Source organism: Arthrobacter sp. L77 (assembly GCF_000816565.1).
GTDB lineage: Bacteria > Actinomycetota > Actinomycetes > Actinomycetales > Micrococcaceae > Arthrobacter_D > Arthrobacter_D antioxidans.
This window is the reverse complement of record NZ_JWSU01000004.1, coordinates 423,816-441,754: the sequence shown is the minus strand read 5'-3', so window position 1 is coordinate 441,754 and position 17,939 is coordinate 423,816. Positions and strand designations below refer to the sequence as shown.

At 69.4% G+C, this 17,939-nt stretch carries 18 protein-coding genes; 7 read left to right on the top strand and 11 right to left on the bottom strand.

The window, feature by feature from the left end; translation table 11 throughout:
• Positions 1–12 precede the first annotated feature (12 nt).
• From RY94_RS04620 to RY94_RS04590, 7 genes are all read right to left on the bottom strand, one after another.
• Positions 13–1,071 (bottom strand): phosphotransferase, encoded by a 1,059-nt coding sequence (locus tag RY94_RS04620; protein ID WP_043442245.1) that lies wholly within the window; start codon positions 1,069–1,071, stop codon positions 13–15.
• Entirely contained in the window at positions 1,071–2,282 is a 1,212-nt protein-coding gene (locus RY94_RS04615; RefSeq protein WP_043442242.1) for a phosphotransferase family protein, read from the bottom strand. Before RY94_RS04615 ends, RY94_RS04620 begins: the two co-directional genes overlap by 1 nt.
• A complete protein-coding gene (locus tag RY94_RS04610; RefSeq protein ID WP_052273938.1) occupies positions 2,279–4,051 on the bottom strand; it encodes an ABC transporter ATP-binding protein in 1,773 nt (590 codons plus the stop codon). Before RY94_RS04610 ends, RY94_RS04615 begins: the two co-directional genes overlap by 4 nt.
• 68 nt (positions 4,052–4,119) lie before the next feature.
• Entirely contained in the window at positions 4,120–5,250 is a 1,131-nt protein-coding gene (locus RY94_RS04605; RefSeq protein WP_043442239.1) for a glycosyltransferase family 4 protein, read from the bottom strand.
• On the bottom strand, positions 5,247–6,503 hold the full coding sequence (locus tag RY94_RS04600) for a glycosyltransferase (RefSeq protein WP_231554415.1): 1,257 nt from the start codon (positions 6,501–6,503) through the stop codon (positions 5,247–5,249). Before RY94_RS04600 ends, RY94_RS04605 begins: the two co-directional genes overlap by 4 nt.
• Positions 6,490–7,698, bottom strand: a complete 1,209-nt coding sequence (locus RY94_RS04595; protein ID WP_043442237.1) for a glycosyltransferase family protein — start codon at positions 7,696–7,698, stop codon at positions 6,490–6,492. The genes RY94_RS04600 and RY94_RS04595 overlap by 14 nt, the downstream gene beginning before the upstream one ends.
• A gap of 138 nt (positions 7,699–7,836) precedes the next feature.
• A complete protein-coding gene (locus tag RY94_RS04590; protein WP_043442235.1) occupies positions 7,837–9,150 on the bottom strand; it encodes a UDP-glucose dehydrogenase family protein in 1,314 nt (437 codons plus the stop codon).
• Between the two features lie 276 nt (positions 9,151–9,426).
• Between RY94_RS04590 and RY94_RS04585 the strand changes: the two genes are divergently transcribed.
• The 4 genes from RY94_RS04585 (at position 9,427) to RY94_RS04570 (ending at position 11,582) form a co-directional block, all read left to right on the top strand.
• Positions 9,427–9,909 (top strand): DUF2975 domain-containing protein, encoded by a 483-nt coding sequence (locus RY94_RS04585; protein ID WP_331374866.1) that lies wholly within the window; start codon positions 9,427–9,429, stop codon positions 9,907–9,909.
• Positions 9,909–10,175 carry a helix-turn-helix domain-containing protein gene (locus RY94_RS04580; protein ID WP_052273937.1) on the top strand — a complete coding sequence of 89 codons (267 nt, stop codon included), beginning with the start codon at positions 9,909–9,911 and terminating at the stop codon, positions 10,173–10,175. Before RY94_RS04585 ends, RY94_RS04580 begins: the two co-directional genes overlap by 1 nt.
• Positions 10,176–10,203: 28 nt before the next feature.
• A complete protein-coding gene (locus tag RY94_RS04575) occupies positions 10,204–10,701 on the top strand; it encodes a GNAT family N-acetyltransferase (RefSeq protein WP_197060592.1) in 498 nt (165 codons plus the stop codon).
• A gap of 95 nt (positions 10,702–10,796) precedes the next feature.
• Complete coding sequence (locus RY94_RS04570) at positions 10,797–11,582, top strand: hypothetical protein (RefSeq protein WP_043442231.1); 786 nt, start codon at positions 10,797–10,799, stop codon at positions 11,580–11,582.
• A 42-nt stretch (positions 11,583–11,624) separates the two neighbouring features.
• Here the strand turns inward: RY94_RS04570 and RY94_RS04565 are convergent, their stop codons facing one another.
• The 4 genes from RY94_RS04565 to RY94_RS04550 are packed head-to-tail and all read right to left on the bottom strand — an operon-like array spanning position 11,625 to position 14,858.
• Positions 11,625–12,413 carry an SDR family NAD(P)-dependent oxidoreductase gene (locus tag RY94_RS04565; protein WP_043442229.1) on the bottom strand — a complete coding sequence of 263 codons (789 nt, stop codon included), beginning with the start codon at positions 12,411–12,413 and terminating at the stop codon, positions 11,625–11,627.
• 59 nt (positions 12,414–12,472) lie between these two features.
• Positions 12,473–13,453: an NAD-dependent epimerase/dehydratase family protein gene (locus RY94_RS04560; RefSeq protein ID WP_043443588.1), complete on the bottom strand. Its 981-nt coding sequence runs from the start codon at positions 13,451–13,453 to the stop codon at positions 12,473–12,475.
• Positions 13,450–14,046, bottom strand: coding sequence for a hypothetical protein (locus RY94_RS16655; RefSeq protein WP_052273935.1), 597 nt, complete (start codon positions 14,044–14,046; stop codon positions 13,450–13,452). The genes RY94_RS04560 and RY94_RS16655 overlap by 4 nt, the downstream gene beginning before the upstream one ends.
• A 5-nt stretch (positions 14,047–14,051) precedes the next feature.
• Entirely contained in the window at positions 14,052–14,858 is an 807-nt protein-coding gene (locus RY94_RS04550; protein ID WP_082046052.1) for a DUF4386 domain-containing protein, read from the bottom strand.
• Between the two features lie 89 nt (positions 14,859–14,947).
• On the opposite strand from RY94_RS04550, the gene RY94_RS04545 reads away from it, so the two are divergent.
• The 3 genes from RY94_RS04545 (at position 14,948) to RY94_RS16650 (ending at position 17,939) form a co-directional block, all read left to right on the top strand.
• Positions 14,948–15,637 carry a TetR/AcrR family transcriptional regulator gene (locus RY94_RS04545; RefSeq protein WP_043442223.1) on the top strand — a complete coding sequence of 230 codons (690 nt, stop codon included), beginning with the start codon at positions 14,948–14,950 and terminating at the stop codon, positions 15,635–15,637.
• A gap of 317 nt (positions 15,638–15,954) precedes the next feature.
• Positions 15,955–17,106, top strand: coding sequence for an ice-binding family protein (locus RY94_RS17140; RefSeq protein WP_231554414.1), 1,152 nt, complete (start codon positions 15,955–15,957; stop codon positions 17,104–17,106).
• Between the two features lie 392 nt (positions 17,107–17,498).
• A complete protein-coding gene (locus RY94_RS16650; RefSeq protein WP_082046051.1) occupies positions 17,499–17,939 on the top strand; it encodes a class F sortase in 441 nt (146 codons plus the stop codon).

Sequence of the window (17,939 nt, the reverse complement as noted above, 5' to 3'; positions counted from 1 at the left end):
CGCCGGCCGGTATCAGGGGGCGTCGTGGAACCAGTCCTTCGTCAGCTGCCGCCAGCGCGGGCGGAAGGCGTAGATGCAGGCGAGTCGCAGTTTCGTCGACAGCGCGTAGGCGTGCAGTCGCTCGTCGGGTACCTGGAGTTCCTCCGCCACCGTGAGAATGGCACGTTCCCCCGCGGCGCGCCGTGAGGCGCTGAGGAGGCCCTGCGCCTCACGGAAGGACAGATGCACCAGGAGGTTCGCCAGATCGAGCGCCGGCTCGGCACGGGCGAGCGTGTCACAGTCGATCAGCCCGAGAGCCCCCCGGCCGGTGTCTCCGCCGGAGATGAGCACCTGCTTGTCATGGAGGTCGCGGTGGGACAGGACGGGTGTCTGCATCGTGCCGTGCAGAAGATGGCCGGCCGCGGTGTGGACTGCTGAACGCAGGGCCGTGTCCGGGACCGGTGAAGCCCCGAAATCGAGGCAGCGGTCCATCCAGGCGGTGAGGGTCCGGGCTTCGTCCTCCGGCCGGTAGGAGGGCAGACGAGCGGTGTCACCGCCCGGGGCTGCGGCGAAGACCGGCCAGCCGTCGGCCCAGACGGACCAGGCGTGGTCGACCGTCGCCGTGTCCTCGCCACCGGCATCCGCCCGTGGGAGGCCGAGGTCGTAGAGGCTGGTCCCCGGCACCGTGGACAGGCTGAGCGTCCCGCCGTCGACGGAGGTGACGCGGGGAGTGGCGATGCCCGCGCCGGCGATCAGCTCGGCGGCCGTGGCGTGAGCGGTGACCACCCGGGCGGCCTTCCGGGTCGGCAGCACCTTGAGGTACCCGCTGTCCGTCCTCACGACGGCCCTCCTGGTGAAGCGGTGCACCAGGAGCTCGCCGGTATCAGCGGCTGCGGGGAGGCCTGTCAGGGCGGGGTCCTTCCCGAAGGCCGTCACCGTCACCGTGCCGTCCGCATCGAGGCGTCCTGCCCGGAGCCGCCCCGTGGTCTCGTCGACGGCTTCGATGGTGAGCCGACCGTCGTCGTGCGGCCAGGCCCGACGGATAGTGAGCCGGGTTCCCTCGTCATCAAGGACGCTGTCGGGGACGAGCATCACGCGACCAGGGCGGCGAGCATCTCGAGCCGCTCCTCGGTGTCGTCGCGCCAGGAGGGTGAACAGGACCGGAACGGCTCATTGAGGCGATCCAGGAGATGCACCGCGGTCCAGGCGAGCACGGTCTCGTCGTCGACCCGCCCCCCGGCGTCCTGGTAGCCCTCGAGGAGGTGGTGGCGAAGACTGCGGCCGGACGCGCGTTCCTGCAGCAGGTCGACGGCCAGGAACGAGCCGAGGTCCATGCCGGGTGGCGCTGTGGTCACCCGGTCGAAATCGGCGAGCAGCACGTGGGAGGCGTCCACGAGCACCTGATCGGCGGAGAAGTCGCCATGGACGAGGACGGTGCGGTCGTCGTCGCTCAGGCGTCGCACGAGTGCGGCGTGGATCCGGTCCAGCCGCGCCTGGTCTCCCGGCGCCAGGTGCAGGTTCCGTTCGCGCAGGGTGCCCAGTGTGTGGAGCGGATCCTTTCCCGGCCCTGGGGCGAGGTGGGTGGGCTGTGCATGCAGGAGTGCGAGGGCGGCGCCGGCGGAGTGCGCGGAGCGGGCGGCGTCGTGGTCACGCCATCCGGCCGCGTGCTGGAGATCCCCCTGCCCGAACCACGGGTAGTAGCGCAGCGTGCCGGCGCTCGGCACATCAGGGGGGAGGATCCGCTGCAGGACCGGGACGCCGCGGGCCGCGAGATCGGCGAGGAACGCTGTTTCCGAGGGATCGGTGCGCCCCGCCTTGCAGACGACGGTGCCGCCGGCTGTCCCGATCCGGAAGACCACGCGGCGGTGCGGGTTGTAGTTGAGCACCGCGCCCGGCTCGAGGGTGGGGCCGTGGCGCCCGTCGAAGGCCCGGAGGGTGTCGTACAGCTTCATGTCCAGGCCGATGGGGCCGGCGACGAGTGTCTGCCGTCCGGGGAGGTCGATCACGTCGAGGTCGTATCCGTGTCGCGCCGCCCGCGCGAGCGTCCTGCCCAATTTGGGCGCGTGGTGCGGGGCGTAGGTCGCCAGCCATCGTGGGGCCGTATCCGCTGCGAGTGCCGGCGTGGTGCCGTCCGTCGGGTCCTGGCGTGGCGGGAGGGTCCGAAGGCGCGCGACGGCGGAGACGCCCCGCTTGTGACGGAGCCGGTCGGCGCGCACCGGTCGTGAGAACAGGGCGGACAGCTCGGCCGGATCGAAGAGTGTCGGCAGCACCGGCAGCGCCGGGTCGATGCAGGCGGCGCTCATGGCTGCCGCCTGCCGTTGGCCGAGAGGTCCCTAGCATCGTCGTCCGCTTCCGTGGCCCACGCGCCGTAGACGGGGTGCTCCCTGATGTCCGCGGGGGACCCTTCGAAGCGGACGGTCCCGTCCTCGAGCCAGATGATCCAGTCGTGCGTCAGGGCGACGGCGGGTTCGTGGGTGATGGTGATCGTGGTGCGATGCTGCGAGAGCAGGTCCAGCCCTTTCAGGACCTCCATGCGCGAGTCCTTGTCGAGGCCGGTGGTGACCTCGTCGAGAATCACGAGCGGTGCATCGCGCAGCAGCGCCCGCGCGATCGCTATCCGCTGGCGCTGGCCTCCGGAGAGCGTCCCGCCCCGCTCACCCACCGTCGTGTCGTAGCCGTCGGGGAAGTGCGCGACGAAACCGTGCACGTTGGCGAGCTTCGCCGCGTACTCCACCTCCTCGTCCGACGCGTCGATGCGGCCGTAGCGGATGTTCTCCCGGATGGTGCCCGTGAAGAGGACGGCGTCCTGCAGTACCAGGCTGACCCGGGAGCGGAGTGATTCGAGGGTAACGTGCCGGAGGTCCTTCCCGTCCAGGTGGACGCTGCCGGCCAGCGGGTCCATCATCCGTACCGCGAGGGAGGCGAGGGTCGACTTCCCCGAGCCCGACGGGCCGACGACGGCCGTGCGGCGGTGACCCATGAATGTCACGTCCACATCCTTCAGGACGGGCTTGCCGGGTGTGTACCCCGCCGTCACGCCCCGCAGCTCGAGGTCACCCCACACCTGGGACAGGGGCGTCGCGTGCGGGGTGTCCTCGATGTCGACCGGCTCGTCGAGCAGATCGGCGACCCGCTCGCCCGAAGCGGTCGCGCGGGCGATGCGGCCGGTGTACTTCGCGAGGTCCCGCAGGGGCTTCATCGCCGTCTTCAGGTACATGAGGAACAGCACGAGGTCGCCCGGTGTCATGGCGCCCTGCACCACACGCCAGCCGCCTCCCGTGAGGACGAGGGCGGTCGCGATGCCGACGATGACATCGGTGCGACGCTCGAGGGCCGCGGCCAGACGCCGGGCCAGCACGCCTTCGCGCAGCGTCTTCTCGTTGTTGGTCCCGAACTGGCGTGCCAGCGTCTGCTCGAGGCCATACGTCTGGACCACGCGGATGGCGCCCAGGCTCTCCTGCGCGGTGTTCGCCAGGGCGCCCTCGCCCTTCCGGGTGCGGCGCGCGGCGACGGTGATCTTCCCTGTGCTCAGCCTCGACAGCACGAGGAACGCCGCCGACGCGACGACGACGACGAGGGCGAGGAGGGGATCCAGCCAGAACATCACGCCTGCCATGGCCACGAGGGTGATGCAGTTCGCGATCAGGGGCAGGCCGGCACTGACGGCGACCTCCTGGAGCTTCCCCACATCACCGATGAGGCGCTGGACCATGTCGCCCGTGCGGGACGAGGCGTGATAGGAGAGCGACAGCGACTGGACGTGCGCGAAGACACGGGAGCGCAGGTCGGTGGCCACGCGGGAACCGGTGAGGGCGAAGGCGATGGTCGCAAGGAAGTTGAACAGGGCGCGGAACCCGATGATCGCCACCAGCGCGGCTCCGCACAGGATCAGCAAGCCGGGGGATGCCGCGGGTCCGCCACCGGAGAAATCGGCACCGAGGCTCCTGGTCACGGCGTCGATCACGAATTTCACGGGCCAGGGTTCCAGGACGCGGAACGCGACCTCCAGCAGGAGTGCCGTGACGCCACCGGCCATGAGCTTCCTGTGCCGGCCGAGGTGCGGCCGCACCATGCGCAGGGTCCTCCGCAGCGGTTGTGCCGGTGGCGTGGACGGTGGAGCACCGGGGGTGGTCGGCCTGCTCACAGCGTGGCCCCTTCCAGGATGGCATCGAGGACGGCGTCCCAGCTGTGGTCCTCCGCGAAGCGGCGGGCGGCCCGTGACATGGCGCGGCGTGCGAGGGGGGCCCCCGCCAGTTCGTCCAGGGCGGCTGCCAGCGCCGCGGGGTGTGAGGGGTCGACGAGGAGGCCCGTCACACCGTGGTCGATGATGTCCGGAACCTGCCCGACCGCCGATGCCACGACCGGTAACCCGGCGGCGCAGTACTCGTAGATCTTCAGCGGGGAGAAGTACTGTTCCTCCTCCCGCTCGGTCCGGGGGTAGGGGGCCACTGCGATCGCGCAGCCGGCAAGGGCCCGGGGTACCTCCGCGGGGGTCAGGGCCCCGGTGAAATCGGCGTCCACACCTCTCGCGCCGGCCAGTGCGCGCAGGTTCGCGGCTTCGGGGCCGTCCCCGACGATCCGCAGCTTCCAGGAACCGTCGGACAGCGCCATCGCCTCGATGAGGTCGCTGACCCCGTGCCATGGCTTGAGGGTGCCGACGAAGACGACGGTCGGGGTGCCGTCGGCTTCCGGGGTGGGCGCGATGCGCTGCACGTTCACCCCGTTCGGTGCGGTGACGATCCTGGACAGGGACCCGGAGGATGCGTGTCCGGCAACCCAGGCCGCGACGGGATCGGACACGCACGCGATGACCGTCGCCGCCGAGAGCTGGATGCCGAGAGCACGCAGCGCCGCCCCCTCGTCGTGCAGTGCGCGGTGGGTCCGCTGTTCATCGATGAGTGGTGCGTTCACCTCGAGGATGCCGGGAACGGACAGTGCGCCCGTGATCCGGGCGAGCGCGTCACTGAACAGGGAATACCGTTCGTAGACCGCCGTGACACCGTCCGCCACGGCCTGCGCAGCCAGTGCGGCGGCGGCGTCCCGCTGCGACCGTTCACGCTCCGGGCCGGTGCCGCGGGGAACGGGATGGGTGACCACCCGGACGCCGGCAAGATCGCCGGGAACGGAGTCACCGATCCTCGTGCAGTAGACGGTGACGTCGGCGCCGCGGGCACGCCAGCTCCGGATGATCTCCTGCACATGGACGGAGGCCCCCTTCGAGCCGAACACCGGGATGCCGGGGTCCACGCACACATAGCCGACATGCCTCATGATGCCCTCGAGCAGCTCAGGGCGCCCTGTTCGTTCTGCAGCTCGCGCAGGCGACGCGCCTGGTGCCGGGAGTCGAAGGCGGACTCGATCAGATGACGCGCCGCGCGCGTCATCCCGGTCAGGTCGGCGGATGCACAGTGGGCGAGGGCTGCGACGAGGTCGGCGGTGGATCCGGCCCGGGTCAGAAGGCCTGTGGCGACGCCGTCCCCCGAGGCGAAGACCTCCGGAATCCCGGTGACGTCGCTCGCGATGCACGGGACGCCGGTCGCCATGGCCTCGAGGAGCACGGTCGGCAAGCCGTCCATGTTGCCGTCGGCGGCCACGACGCACGGGGCCACGAAGACGTCCGCCCACCGCAGCAGGGCGAGGACTTCGTCCTGCGTCCGTGGGCCGAGCAGCGTGACGTCCTCCGCCAGCTCGAGCGCTCGCACGTGCGCGAGGAGGTCCTCGTGCTGCGGTCCGCCTCCCGCGATGCGGACGTCCAGGGCGAGGCCGTCGGCTTTCAGCCGGGCGACGGCGTCGAGCAGGTGGGGGAAACCCTTCTTCTCGACCAGTCGTCCCACGGCGCAGACACGCAGTACCGGCCCGCGTGGGGCCGGGTCCTCGTAGGGGAATCGGCTGAGTTCCAGACCGTTGTAGACGCGGTGCACGGAGGTGTCCGCGCCGGCCGCGATCCGGTCCAGGAAACGGTGGTTGAAGTCGCTGACCGTCACCACGTGATGAGCCCGGCGCATGAGATCCACCAGGACCGCCGCGTCCACCTCCTCATGGAAGATGTCCTTCGCGTGGGCCGTGAAGGAGAAGGGGATGTCCACGAGATCGGCGGCGATCGCCGTGACACGGGCGGCCATCGACCCGAAGTGCGCGTGCGCGTGGGTGATGCCCTGGCGGACGAACTCCGAGGCCAGCCCGACACCCTGGTGGGCTTCGATCGGGTCCATGGCCAGTAGTCCCGGCAGCATGCGGGCGAAGCGTTCCACGAACCCCGGGACGGTCACCAGGCCCTCCCCGAGCAGGCTCCATGCTTCGAGGATCTTGGAGGGCTTCGGTATGTACGTCACGCCGGCCCGGACGCGCGCGAGCTCCGGATGGAACCGGGGGTCGATCGGCGGACGCAACGAGAAGAGGCGGAGGTCCTCGCCCTGTGCTTCCCGGGCAAGGATCTCGGTCACGATGAAGGTCTCCGAGAACCGCGGATACATCTTCAGGACATAGGCGGTGCGGGAGGGGGCGGATCGCTCAGACAGCAGCACGTTCCCACCTCCGCGCCTGGGAGTCCGATCCGGCGGCGAGGAGCTCGGCAGCCAGTGAGGCGAGTGCGGTGACGCCGGTCAGATCGACCGTGGAACGGCCCACGCGGGTGCCTGCGGCGCGCGCGAACCAGGCGGCGATGAGTTCCGGGGAGAGGTCGTCGGGGTGGCACATCTCGACGACGCCATGCCGGGCCAGTGCCGAGGCCCGGATGAGTTGCTCCATCCGGGGCTCGGTCCGCGGGACGATGAGCGCTGGAGTGGACGTGCTCATGATCTCGCTGACGGAGTTGTACCCGCCCATCGACACGATCGCCGAGGCCCCCTCGATCTCGGACAGTGCGTCGCGCACTTTCACGACCACCGACGTGCCGGCTCTCGCGGCCCGCTCGACCAGGCGGCGGTGCTCCTTCGGCATCTGGGGCCCGGTGATGACGAGATGCCCGTAGCCCTCGGGGACCTCGGCGCCGGCCGCTGCGAGCACCAGCGCGAGGCCGTCCGATCCGCCGCCGGCCATGGTCAGCAGGTACGGCCGACCCACGGGGGTGGACCGGCCGCGGGACACCCGGCCCGCGGCGAGATAGCCCGTGTAGCGGACGAGGGGGGCGAGACTCCCCGGGATCTCCCCCGTCCTCAGGGGGTCGTGGATCGCAGGATCTCCGTAGACCCAGATCTGGTCGAAGACCGACCGGAGGGGGTCGGTTCCACCCATCCTGTCCCACTCCCGCTTCATGGCGTGGGGGCTGTCGAGCACCTCACGCAGCCCGAGGACCACCTTGCAGGACGGCCGTTCGCGCCGGAGGTTGGTCAGGGCCTGTCGCAGTTCCCCATCCACTCCGAACGCATGGCGGTCGACGACGACCAGGTCCGGTCGGAAGCGGCCGAGCACGGCGTCGACCATGTGCGTACGCAGCTGGACGAGGGCATCCTGTCCGATGGACAGGTGGCGTGGACGGTAGCCGTCGGTGCCCTTGCGGATCCCCGGCAGGACCACCCAGTCCCATCCCGCAGGGACATCGAAGCGTGTCGCGGAGGATTCCCCCGTGACGAGGAGGCCGGTCACCTTCCGGTGTGCGTGGCCGGGCAGGCCGGACGAGAGCGCGTGGGCGATGGCGAGGTTACGGCGTGTGTGCCCGAGCCCCTGGGAGTCGTGGGAGTAGAGGACGACCCTGAGCTCCTCGGGCTGCAAATCTGCCATCGTGGATTGCCGACTTTCTTGACCTGGTGGTGGCTTGGTGGAGGTATCAGTACGTCAGCTGCGCATGAGCCGCGCATGATGGGGGCATGAGGGACTTCTCATACTTCGCACGGCTCGCGCCGTCGTCCCGGCAAGGGCCTAGGGCCTGCCGATTCCCTTGTAGTTCCAGCCGGCGCGCCGCCACAGGGCGGGCTCCAGCACGTTGCGACCGTCCAGGATGTTCTTCGTGCCCACCGATGCCGCGGCCACGTCCGGGGTGAGGTCGCGGTACTCCTCCCATTCGGTGAGCAGCAGCAGGGCGTCGGCGCCATCCATGGCCCGCGTCAGGTCGTCCTCGTACATGAGCTCCGGGAAGCGGCGCCGTGCACCGTCGATCGCCTCGGGGTCGGTGACGGTGACCTCCGCGCCCTGCAACTGCAGCTGCGCGGCAATGCTCAGGGCCGGGGAGTCGCGGACATCGTCGCTGTCGGGTTTGAACGCCGCCCCCAGCACGGTGATGCGCTTGCCGAGGAGCGAGCCTCCCAGCAGGGTGCGGGTGAGCTCGACGGTGCGGATGCGACGCCGGACATTGATGTCGTCCACCTCGCGCAGGAAGGTGAGCGCCTGGTCGGCACCCAGCTCTCCGGCGCGTGCCATGAAGGCCCTGATGTCCTTCGGGAGGCAGCCACCGCCGAAGCCCACACCCGCATTGAGGAACTTCCGGCCGATCCGCTCGTCGAGACCGATCGCGTCGGCAAGGAGCGTGATGTCCGCGCCGGTGACCTCGCATACCTCGGCCATGGCGTTGATGAAGGAGATCTTGGTCGCGAGGAACGAGTTCGCCGCGGCTTTGACCAGCTCGGCGGTGGCGTAATCGGAGCACAGGCGCGGGGTCCCCGTCGACAGCGGCGTCGCATACACGGCGTCGAGCATGCGGGTGGCGCGGAGGCCGGCCTCGCCGGCCGGGAGGCCGTACACGAGACGATCGGGCGAGAGCGTGTCGTCGATGGCGAATCCTTCACGGAGGAACTCGGGATTCCATGCGAGGACGGCGTCCGGGTACTGCCGTGAGAGGTCGTCCGCCAGGCGGGCCGCGGTGCCCACGGGGACCGTGGACTTGCCGACGATGAGATTGCCCGGCTCGAGGGCATCGAGCAGCGACGCGAAGGCGCTGTCGACATGGCGCAGGTCCGCCCCGTATTCGCCCTTGCGCTGCGGCGTGCCGACGCACAGGAAATGCACGTCCGCACCCGAGGCATCGGCCATGCTGGAGCTGAATTTCAGCAGGCCGGTCGTCAGGGTCTCGTCGAGCAGTTCGGGCAGCCCCGGCTCGAAGAACGGGGCACGGCCTGCCTGCAGGTCGTCGATCCTGCGGGGGTCCACGTCGATACCCACGACGTCATGGCCGAGCTTGGCCATGCACGCCGCATGGACGGCCCCCAGATATCCACAACCGATGACGGAGATGCGCATGCTTGTCCTTTGATGTGCGCAGAGATCTGCGGGTGACGAAGGGGCGGCACCCGGGTACTGATCGGGTGCTGATCCTCTGGAAGTCCTCATTCAGTCACCCGGACGTTGGTTCCTCATGAGCCGCCGATGAGAAGGTTCTCATCCGTCACAGGGCGGAGGCCCGAGGACGGGCGGCAGGCTCCCTGCTTGATCCATCGCAATGCTTGTACTTTCTATCGATTAACGATAATTTGTTACCAACATTCAGGGGGAGGGGAAGACATGGGAAAACTGACGGTGGCCGCGTTGCGCGTTGTCCTGGCGATGATGTTCGCGGGGTCGATCTTCATCCAGACGGTGGTGCTGTTCCTGCTGACCCGAGACGTCACGACGGCGGATCCCGATGTCGCGATGATCCGCACCCCGATGGTGATCCTGACCGTCACCGCGATCCTGGCAGGCCAGGTCGCGGTGGTCTGCGTGTGGGGACTGCTGACGATGGTGCGGCGGGGAACCGTGTTCTCGACCGGTGCTTTCCGTCTGGTGCATCTCGTGATCGGTGCTTTCGCGGCCGCTTCACTGTTGACCTTCGGGCTCGGCGTCGCCCTCGCCCCCGGGGAGGCGGTGCCGCCCGGTGTCGTTCTGCTGATCGGCGGGGTCGCGGTCATGCTGGCGGCCGTCGCCCTGATCGTCCTGGTGCTGAAGGCCCTGCTGGAGCAGGCGGTGGCACGCGATGTCGAAGCGCGCACCCTGCGCACCGAGCTCGACGAGGTGATCTGATGCCGATCGTCGTCCGCATCGACCTGGAGCTCGCCCGCCGGAAGATGAGCGTCGGGGAGTTCGCCGATCGAATCGGTTTGACGCCGGCGAACGTCGCCGTCCTGAAGAACGGGCGCGCCAAGGCCGTCCGCTTCAGCACACTGGAAGCAATGTGCAAGGTCCTCGACTGCCAACCGGGAGACCTCCTGGAATGGGTCGATGACGTGGGCGAGCAGGGCCTCCCGCAGTCCTCACGTCCGATCATCGGCACGGACGAGCGCTCATGATCGGCGGCCTCCTACTCGGAGTTCCTCGATGAACCGCGCCTTTGGCCTGCACCGGGACGCCGTAGCGTGGGATGATGCTGCGATGAGCGGGCTCGACGTCAGGCGCTTGGTTTCCGGGGACACGGCTGCGGCACAGGTCATGTTCGAGATGATGGCGCGGGTCTTCGGGGAGGAGCGTGAGCCCCTCGGCGCGGACTACGTGCGTGACCTTCTCGGCCGACCGGGCTTCTGGGCTCTCGCGGCATCCGTCGGCCCGGAGATCGTCGCCGGCCTCACTGCTCACACCCTGCCGATGACGCGCTCACGGTCGTCGGAGCTGTTCATCTACGATCTCGCCGTGCGACCGGACCATCAGCGGCACGGCATTGGTCGCCGACTCGTCGTCGGACTGCGGGCCGCCGCCGCGGCGGAAGGCATCCACGAGATCTTCGTTCCGGCCGACGACGAGGATGCCCACGCCCTGAAGTTCTACCGAGCGCTGGGAGCCGCCGCCTCCCCGGTCACGATGTTCACCTTCAAAGGCTGAGGCGCCGGCGGCGCACGGTGAGGAAGATCCTTGCAGGCGCCGCACCGTTGCCTCGGCGCCGGAGCCGGGCCGCCCTTCGACCATCAGGAGCTTCCATGTCCGTCCTCCCGCCCCGCAGTGCGAACCGAGTGTGGGCCGTGGTCTCGGGAGATCGCTCCCGTCAGGTGCTCACCTGCGGGGCGGCTGCCGCCCAGGTGCTGCTCCCCACGTTCTACGGTCCGCGGTTCCGCCGTGAGGATGCACCGCCCAACGTGATCCAGCCGGCCCCCTACGCCTTCACCGTCTGGTTCCCCATCTTCGCTTCATCCATCGCCTACGCGGTCCACCAGGCCCGCGGTCCCGCCCGCACCCGGGATGTCTGGCGCAGGGCGGGCTGGCCCCTGGCCGGGGCGTTCGCAGCAACCGGCCTCTGGGCGCCGCTGGTGCGGTCGGGTAGGTTCTGGGGCGCGCAGGCGGCACTGGCCGCGATTGCCGTGCTCGCAGAGACGGGACGACGTCGAACTGCTCGAGCGGAGATGGGGGGCGAGCTGAGCGCCGCCGAGGTGGCTGCGGCCGCTCCCGCAGCAGGCATGCTCGCCGCCTGGGGGCAGGCGGCCTGCGGGGTGAACCTGGCGTCCATGCTCGTCGCCAAGGGCATCGTTCCCGCCGGGCCACGAGCCGCCACGATCGGCGTGGCACTCCTCGCGGGGCTCGGCACGCTCGGTGCCAGGGCGGTCGCGGGTCCGGACCGGGCAACCGCCTCGTCCCGGTTCTACGCCGGCACTCTCCTCTGGGCGTTCGCCGGCGTCATGGTCGGGCAGCGCCGACGGTCCCCGTCCGCCGCTGCTGCCGCGGCCTGCGCTGCGGTCACCATGCTGGTCGCCGGGATGCGTGAACGCTGACAGCGTGCCCGCCGGCTACAGCTGTCCGTCGAGCGATATGGACTAGCGCCTCATCAGCGCTGCGGTCAGCGGCAATCCCAGGCGGGTCGGCGCGAGTCGACCGAGGGCTGCTCCGACCCGATTGGCCGCACCCGAAACGACGACGGGAGGGGTGCGCCTGGCATCGAGGGCACGCAGGGCCGTCCGGACAACCTGTTCGGGGCTCTGGTAGCGACCCACCTTCGGATCCTCCGACCCGACCACGTCGAAGAACTCCGTCCTCGTGGCGCCAGGACACAGGGCGGTGACCCGCAGCCCGGTGTCGCGGGTCTCCCATGCCACCGCGGCGGTGAAGCTGCGCACATAGGCCTTCGTCGCCCCGTACACCGCCATCAACGGGACGGGCTGGAAACCTGCGGTGCTGGCAACGTTGACCAGGGCGCCCGAGCCCGCGCTCACGAGATCCGGCAGGTACAACCGGGTCAGGGCGGTCAGCGCGCCCACGTTCAGCCGAACCTCCTCGTCGGTACGGTCGGGGTCGGCCTCGGCGAGGACGCCGTGCGTCGCGAACCCGGCATTGTTCACGAGCGTGGACACCCGAACCCCTTCCGCCTCGGTGAAGGCCCTCACGCGAGCCCACGATGCGGGGTCACCCAGGTCGGCGCCGAAGGTCCGCGCCGTGATGCCGTGTCGGGCCTCCAGGTCCCGCGCCAGCGTCCCGAGCCGATCGACGCGTCGAGCGATCAGCACCAGATCGGCGCCGCGTGTGGCGAGGGCGCGGGCGAACTCGGCGCCCAGGCCGGAACTGGCGCCCGTGACCAGGGCGGTGGTACCTGCGAACTGAAGGGCCATGAGCTGACTCCTGGATCAGGGGGGGACGTTGTCACTGCCAACAGCGGGCAGTGAGGGAGCTATTCCGGGGGTCTCCGGTCGGGGTCTGCTGATCGGTCCTGCTCCAGGCGGTAGCTCCTGAGCGTCTCGGCGAGGGCTTGTTCGATCGGTGTGGCGGTGACGCCGAGGGTGCTGGTGATCGTGCTGCTGTCGACGATGAAGGGTTCCTCGAACTGGTACTGCATCTCGAGGAGTTCGCGCACGGTGGGGTTGACCAGCCCGAGGGTGCGGAGCAGCAACGGCGGGACGACGCGGAGCCCGGGCCGGTCCTGGCCGGCCTGCCGGTAGATGATCCGGACGAGCTGACGTGTGGTGCGGGTGTCGGGGTCGTTGGGCAGATGCCAGATCCTCCCAGGCGCGTCGGGGTGTTCCCCGAGCACGGCAAGGCCCTCGCCGATGTCCGGGAGGTACGTGTAGGTGTGCGGTTGGTCGGGGTTACCGAGGACCGTCGCGGTTCTCCCCTTCAGCGCGGCGGGGAAGACGCGGTCGCCGAGATTCGACTGGGCCCCGCCGCGGGGGCCGAAGTAGTCCGACGCCCGGCCGATGGTGATCTCGACGCGGCCGGCCCTGTGCGCTGCGAGCAGTTCCTCGGCCATGCCGGCGCGGAGTCGCCCTTTCCTGGTGTGGGCATTGTTCTCGCGGTCCTCGGTGAGCGGGCGTCCCGCGGGACGCCCGTACATGTAGACGTTCTCCAGGCTCACCAGGCGTGCGCCGGCCGTTTCGGCAGCAGTCAGTACGCCGGCCTGCAGTGCCGGGAACTGTTGACTCCACTGGGAGTACGGCGGGTTCAGTGCCTGGTAGACGACGGCGGCGCCACGGGCCGCGTCGACGGTGAAGGAGGTATCCCTCGCATCGCCGGCGAGGATCTCGACGTCAGCACCGACAGGGGCATGACCTGAGCGGTTGACGAGGCGCACGGTGCGGCCGCGGCGGCGGAGCGCGTCGAAGGTGGCGAGTCCGATCGCGCCGGTGCCGAAGATGACGTGCAGCCCGGCGTTCATGTGGTTGCCGCCGTCGTCGGGAGCGATGCGGGTGTGTCGGCGTTCGACCGGGAGGGAAGGATCCCGTAGAGGACGAGTCCGGAAAGTGCGGCGAAGACAAGGGCTCCGCTGGCACCGAAGACGATGAACTGTTCGTCCACCCTGATCAGCAGGAGGGTCGTGACGGTCCAGCCCAATGCCCACAGGAGAGGCGCGACGGCGCCCCAGACCCAGCGTCGAGGGACGCCGCGCGGCAATGCTGCAGCCTGGCAGGCGCCCACGATGAGGCCGTTGAGGGCTCCCATCAGCGCGAGATCGGCGAGGGAGGTGCGGTAGTCCACCGCGGCGGCGCCGAGGAACAGTCCTGCACTCATGCCCACGATGGTCGCGGGTATCCACCTGACGGCCTGCAGGCGGTGGTTGCTGGCCAGCGTCTGGCCGACGCCGATGACGAGCCCGGCGACAGCGCCACCGATCAGCGCCGAGGCCGTGTCGTCGACGCGGCCGACGACGACACCGCCGATGAGGCCGGCGACGGGGAAGGCGAGGAATCCGGCGACCCACACGAGCCAGTTGCGCAGGAACGGCGGGCGGGATGAGGGGGAGTGTGCCATGAGGATCAGTTCCTTGGTCCGGCCTGGGTAGGTCGACTGTTCGTCGGGGAGTGGAGGAAGGACGCGGAGTCCGGCCGGCCGGTGGAGCTCACGTTCTCAGGAGCAGGGCGGGCCAGCAGGACGACGCCGAGGGCGGCCACCCAAAGGCCCCAGGCGGTGCTGCCGAGGAGCCCGGCCAGGTCCCAGACAGGGAAGCCGGGCACGGCGGTCGAGAGGATGTCCCCCTGGTTGAGCAGGTAGGTCGCGCTCGCAGCGATGCCCACGGTGCCGAGCCAGCGTGGGAGGATCCCGCTGCGCAGGATGATCACGCTGAGCGTGACCGACCAGCCGATGACGAGCAGTTGGCCCAGATGTTCTCCCAGCAGTGCGCCCCCGAACTGGTGCTGCGCGGTCCAGGTCGCCTCCACCGCCGCCCGGGTCCGGGCATCGCCGGTGACATGGGAGTCGGCGAGTGGTGGGACCACGAACACCCAGCGGAGGAACCCGATGAGGGAGACCAGCACCGAGACCGCTCCTACCGAGGTAGCCACCTGCAGCGCGGGGTTCGACCGTAGCCCGAGCGCTGCGGGTAGGAGGAGGACGGGCAGGGCGAGGAGGCCGTAGGTCCACGCCGTCGTGAACCAGAGCCAGACCAGACCGGGTCCGCCGGCGGCGAAGGCCGGCAGGACGATGCCGGGCGGTTCCCGCAGGATGTCCGGCCAATCGAAGGTGATGGACAGGGCTGTCGCCGCAGCAGCGAAAGCGACGGCGCTGACCACGAAGAGGGCGCCGGTGAGGCGCCGGAGGCTGCTACTGCTGTGTGTGGTTGTCATGAGGGGGCCTGCTTCCCGAGACCTGATCTGTACGGTGTACAAATGGTGTACCGTGTACAGAAAAGTGTCAAGGGTAAGGAGTCGCGTACGTGACAGAGCAGCTCAAGGGCTTCCGTCGCGGCCCACGGAGGGCCTCGACCGAGGAGGAGATCGTGGAGGCCGCACTCGGCCTGCTGGACGAGGGTGGCGCGAATGCCGCCTCCATCCGAGGGATCGCCGCCCGGGTGGGCGTGGCTCCGAATGCGGTCTACACGTACTTCCCCGACAAGGCGGCCGTCGTCAAGGCGATCGTCGAGCATCTGCTCGGGCAGGTCGATCATGCGGTGTTCGCCGACCCCGATGTCCCCTGGCGTCGGCGCATCGAACTCCTCGCCGTCGAACTGCGGGAGCGCCTCACGGCCCATCCTGGCGCGGTCGGGTTGATGATCGGCGGTCCCATGGACGGTCCCCGCGCCCTCGCCCTGAACGAACGCCTGATGGAGGTCCTCTCCAGCGCAGGGTTCAGCCCCACGGACGCGGCGAAGGCCTCCTACCTGCTGATCGTCTATGTCTTCGGCTCCATGGCCCTGGACGTGGCGGACCTCGGCGACCTCCGCCAGGCGCCCCTCGAAGCCGAGCGCATCGCGACGCGGCATGCGGGGTTCTCCTCGATACCCGCCGAAACCTATCCGCTGTCTGCCGCCGCCGCGCCTGTCATGGCCCGCTACGTGTCGACCGAGCAGTATCTCTGGGGATTGCACCGGATACTCGACGGCATCAGCCACCCACCGACCCGCTGAACCGGGAACCCTGCGTGAAGGACCGCGACAATCACCGTGCTCCTCCGATGTCAACGGCTTTTTCCTTCGGTCGACCGGCGTACGGGTGTCCGTTCGGGGCTACTTTGAGGGAAGCACCGCGACCTGTCTCCTCGACTGGTGCAGAACCACTTCTCGCCTGATCCGAGATCATCGTCTTCTGGATCCTCAGCAGCGTGATCCCTTTTCCGGCCCTCTGCCTTGCTGGAAGGTTCTCGATGAAACGCTCCGATTCTCTACCCCGCCATGCCCTCACCCGGTCGAACATGTGGGGGCGGACCGCAACGGTAGGCGCCGCGATGGGTGTCATCACACTCACCGGCCTCACCCTGGTCAGCGGCCCGTGGGAAGCCTTCGCGGCGGAAGCGCCCATAGGCCTCGGCACGGCAGGTGCATACTCCGTGCTGGGCGGGCAGACCGTGACGAATGCCGGTCCCACCCGTCTGAATGCCGATCTGGGGGTGAGTCCCGGTAGTGCGATCACCGGCTTTCCCCCGGGTCTGACAACCGGTGCGACCAATGCCGCGAACGCCGCATCATTGCAGGCCCAATCCGATCTGACGATCGCCTACAACGACGCTGCAGGAAGGGCGCTGACAGAGAATGTCGAGGGCGATCTGGTGGGGCGCACGCTCCAAGCCGGGGTCTATGGATCGACAGGTCCGTTGGCACTCAGTGGGACTCTGACGCTGGACGCGGCAGGCGACCCTGACGCCGTGTTCATCTTCCAGGTCCCAAGCACTCTCATCACCGCCTCCGCGAGCCATGTGGCGCTCATCGGAGGCGCCCAGGCATGCAACGTCTACTGGCAGGTCGGCAGCTCCGCGACCCTGGGCACCGGCTCGTCCTTCAAGGGCACGATCCTCGCTCTGGCGTCCATATCGGTCACCACGGATGCCGTCGTCGAGGGCCGAGCGCTGGCCCGCGAGGGAGCGGTGACGCTGGACAACAACACCTTCCTCACCTCCGACTGCGCCCCGACGCCGGAGCCGTCGGTGACTGCTCCGGTTCCTTCGGGGGTGCCGGTTCCTGCGCCGGTTCCTGTTCCGTCGGTGTCTGCTCCGGTTCCTTCGGGGGTGCCGGTTCCTGCGCCGGTTCCTGTTCCGTCGGTGTCTGCTCCGGTTCCTTCGGGGGTGCCGGTTCCTGCGCCGGTTCCTGTTCCGTCGGTGTCTGCTCCGGTTCCCTCGGGGGTGCCGGTTCCCGTTCCGACCGAAACCTCGTCCGCGCCGCTGCTGGGCGGAAACTCCGATGTCGGCGGGACGGGTGCGGCTTCCGACAAGCAGCCAGGAGTGCCCGCGACCAATCGTGGGACGAACATCCAGACCGCGGCAACCACCTCCCGCGAAGGGCAGCAGGTCCTGCCGGCCGTTCTCTTCGCCGGAGCAGCGGCATGCCTCCTCCTCTGTGCGCACGCAGCCCGGGCCGTACCGCGCTCGACTCGCAGGCACTAGAACCAGTGGCACGGCTGTCACCCCGCCGGCGCCTCATGCGTGAGCGCCGGGCGGGGGACGCCCACCAGGAGGCTGCACCCGATGAACCGGTGCAGCGGTTGCTCCACAGGACAACGAGGAAGCGACGCATCGGCCTCGCTCTTCTCGCATCCGTCAGCCTCGCTCTTGCGGCAGCGGCGGCCGCCGTGCCGCTCGAAACGGTTCGAGCGCCATCGGGAGCCCCCTCACCGTCCAGTACGCTGACCGCGGCTGCCACACCCGCACCCCCTGCCGACCCACCCCTGAGCGGCGGGGGGCTGCCGGGGGCCCCGGACGCAGCGGACCAGGAAGCAGCGGACCAGGAAGCAGCGGACCCGGAAGCAGCGGACCCGGAACCAGCCGCCGTGCCCGCGATGTCCCAGCCCATCGGTCTGTCCTTCGCGGCCGCCGGCATGGACGTCGCAATCCTTCCGCTGACCGCCACCGACGCCGATCGGGCGTCGGAATCGCTCGCTCCACCCCTGACACTCGATGCCTATTGGCTGACCGCCTACGGATCCCCCGGCTCGGGATCCGTGAACACCACGTACATCGTGGGACACAGTTGGGAGGGGCGGGACGCGCCCTTCAACCGGCTCAGCAACACATCGCTCGTCGGATCCGAATTCACCCTGACGACGTTCACGGGCCGGCTCACCTATGTCGTCGATTCCGTCACCACCCACGACAAGGACACGTTGAAGGACAGTGATATCTGGGACATCGTGCCCGGCCGCGTGGTGCTGATCAGCTGCTACACGGAAGACCCGTGGGGCAAGAACATCGTGGTCACCGCGACGCCGAAGCCTTCCTGA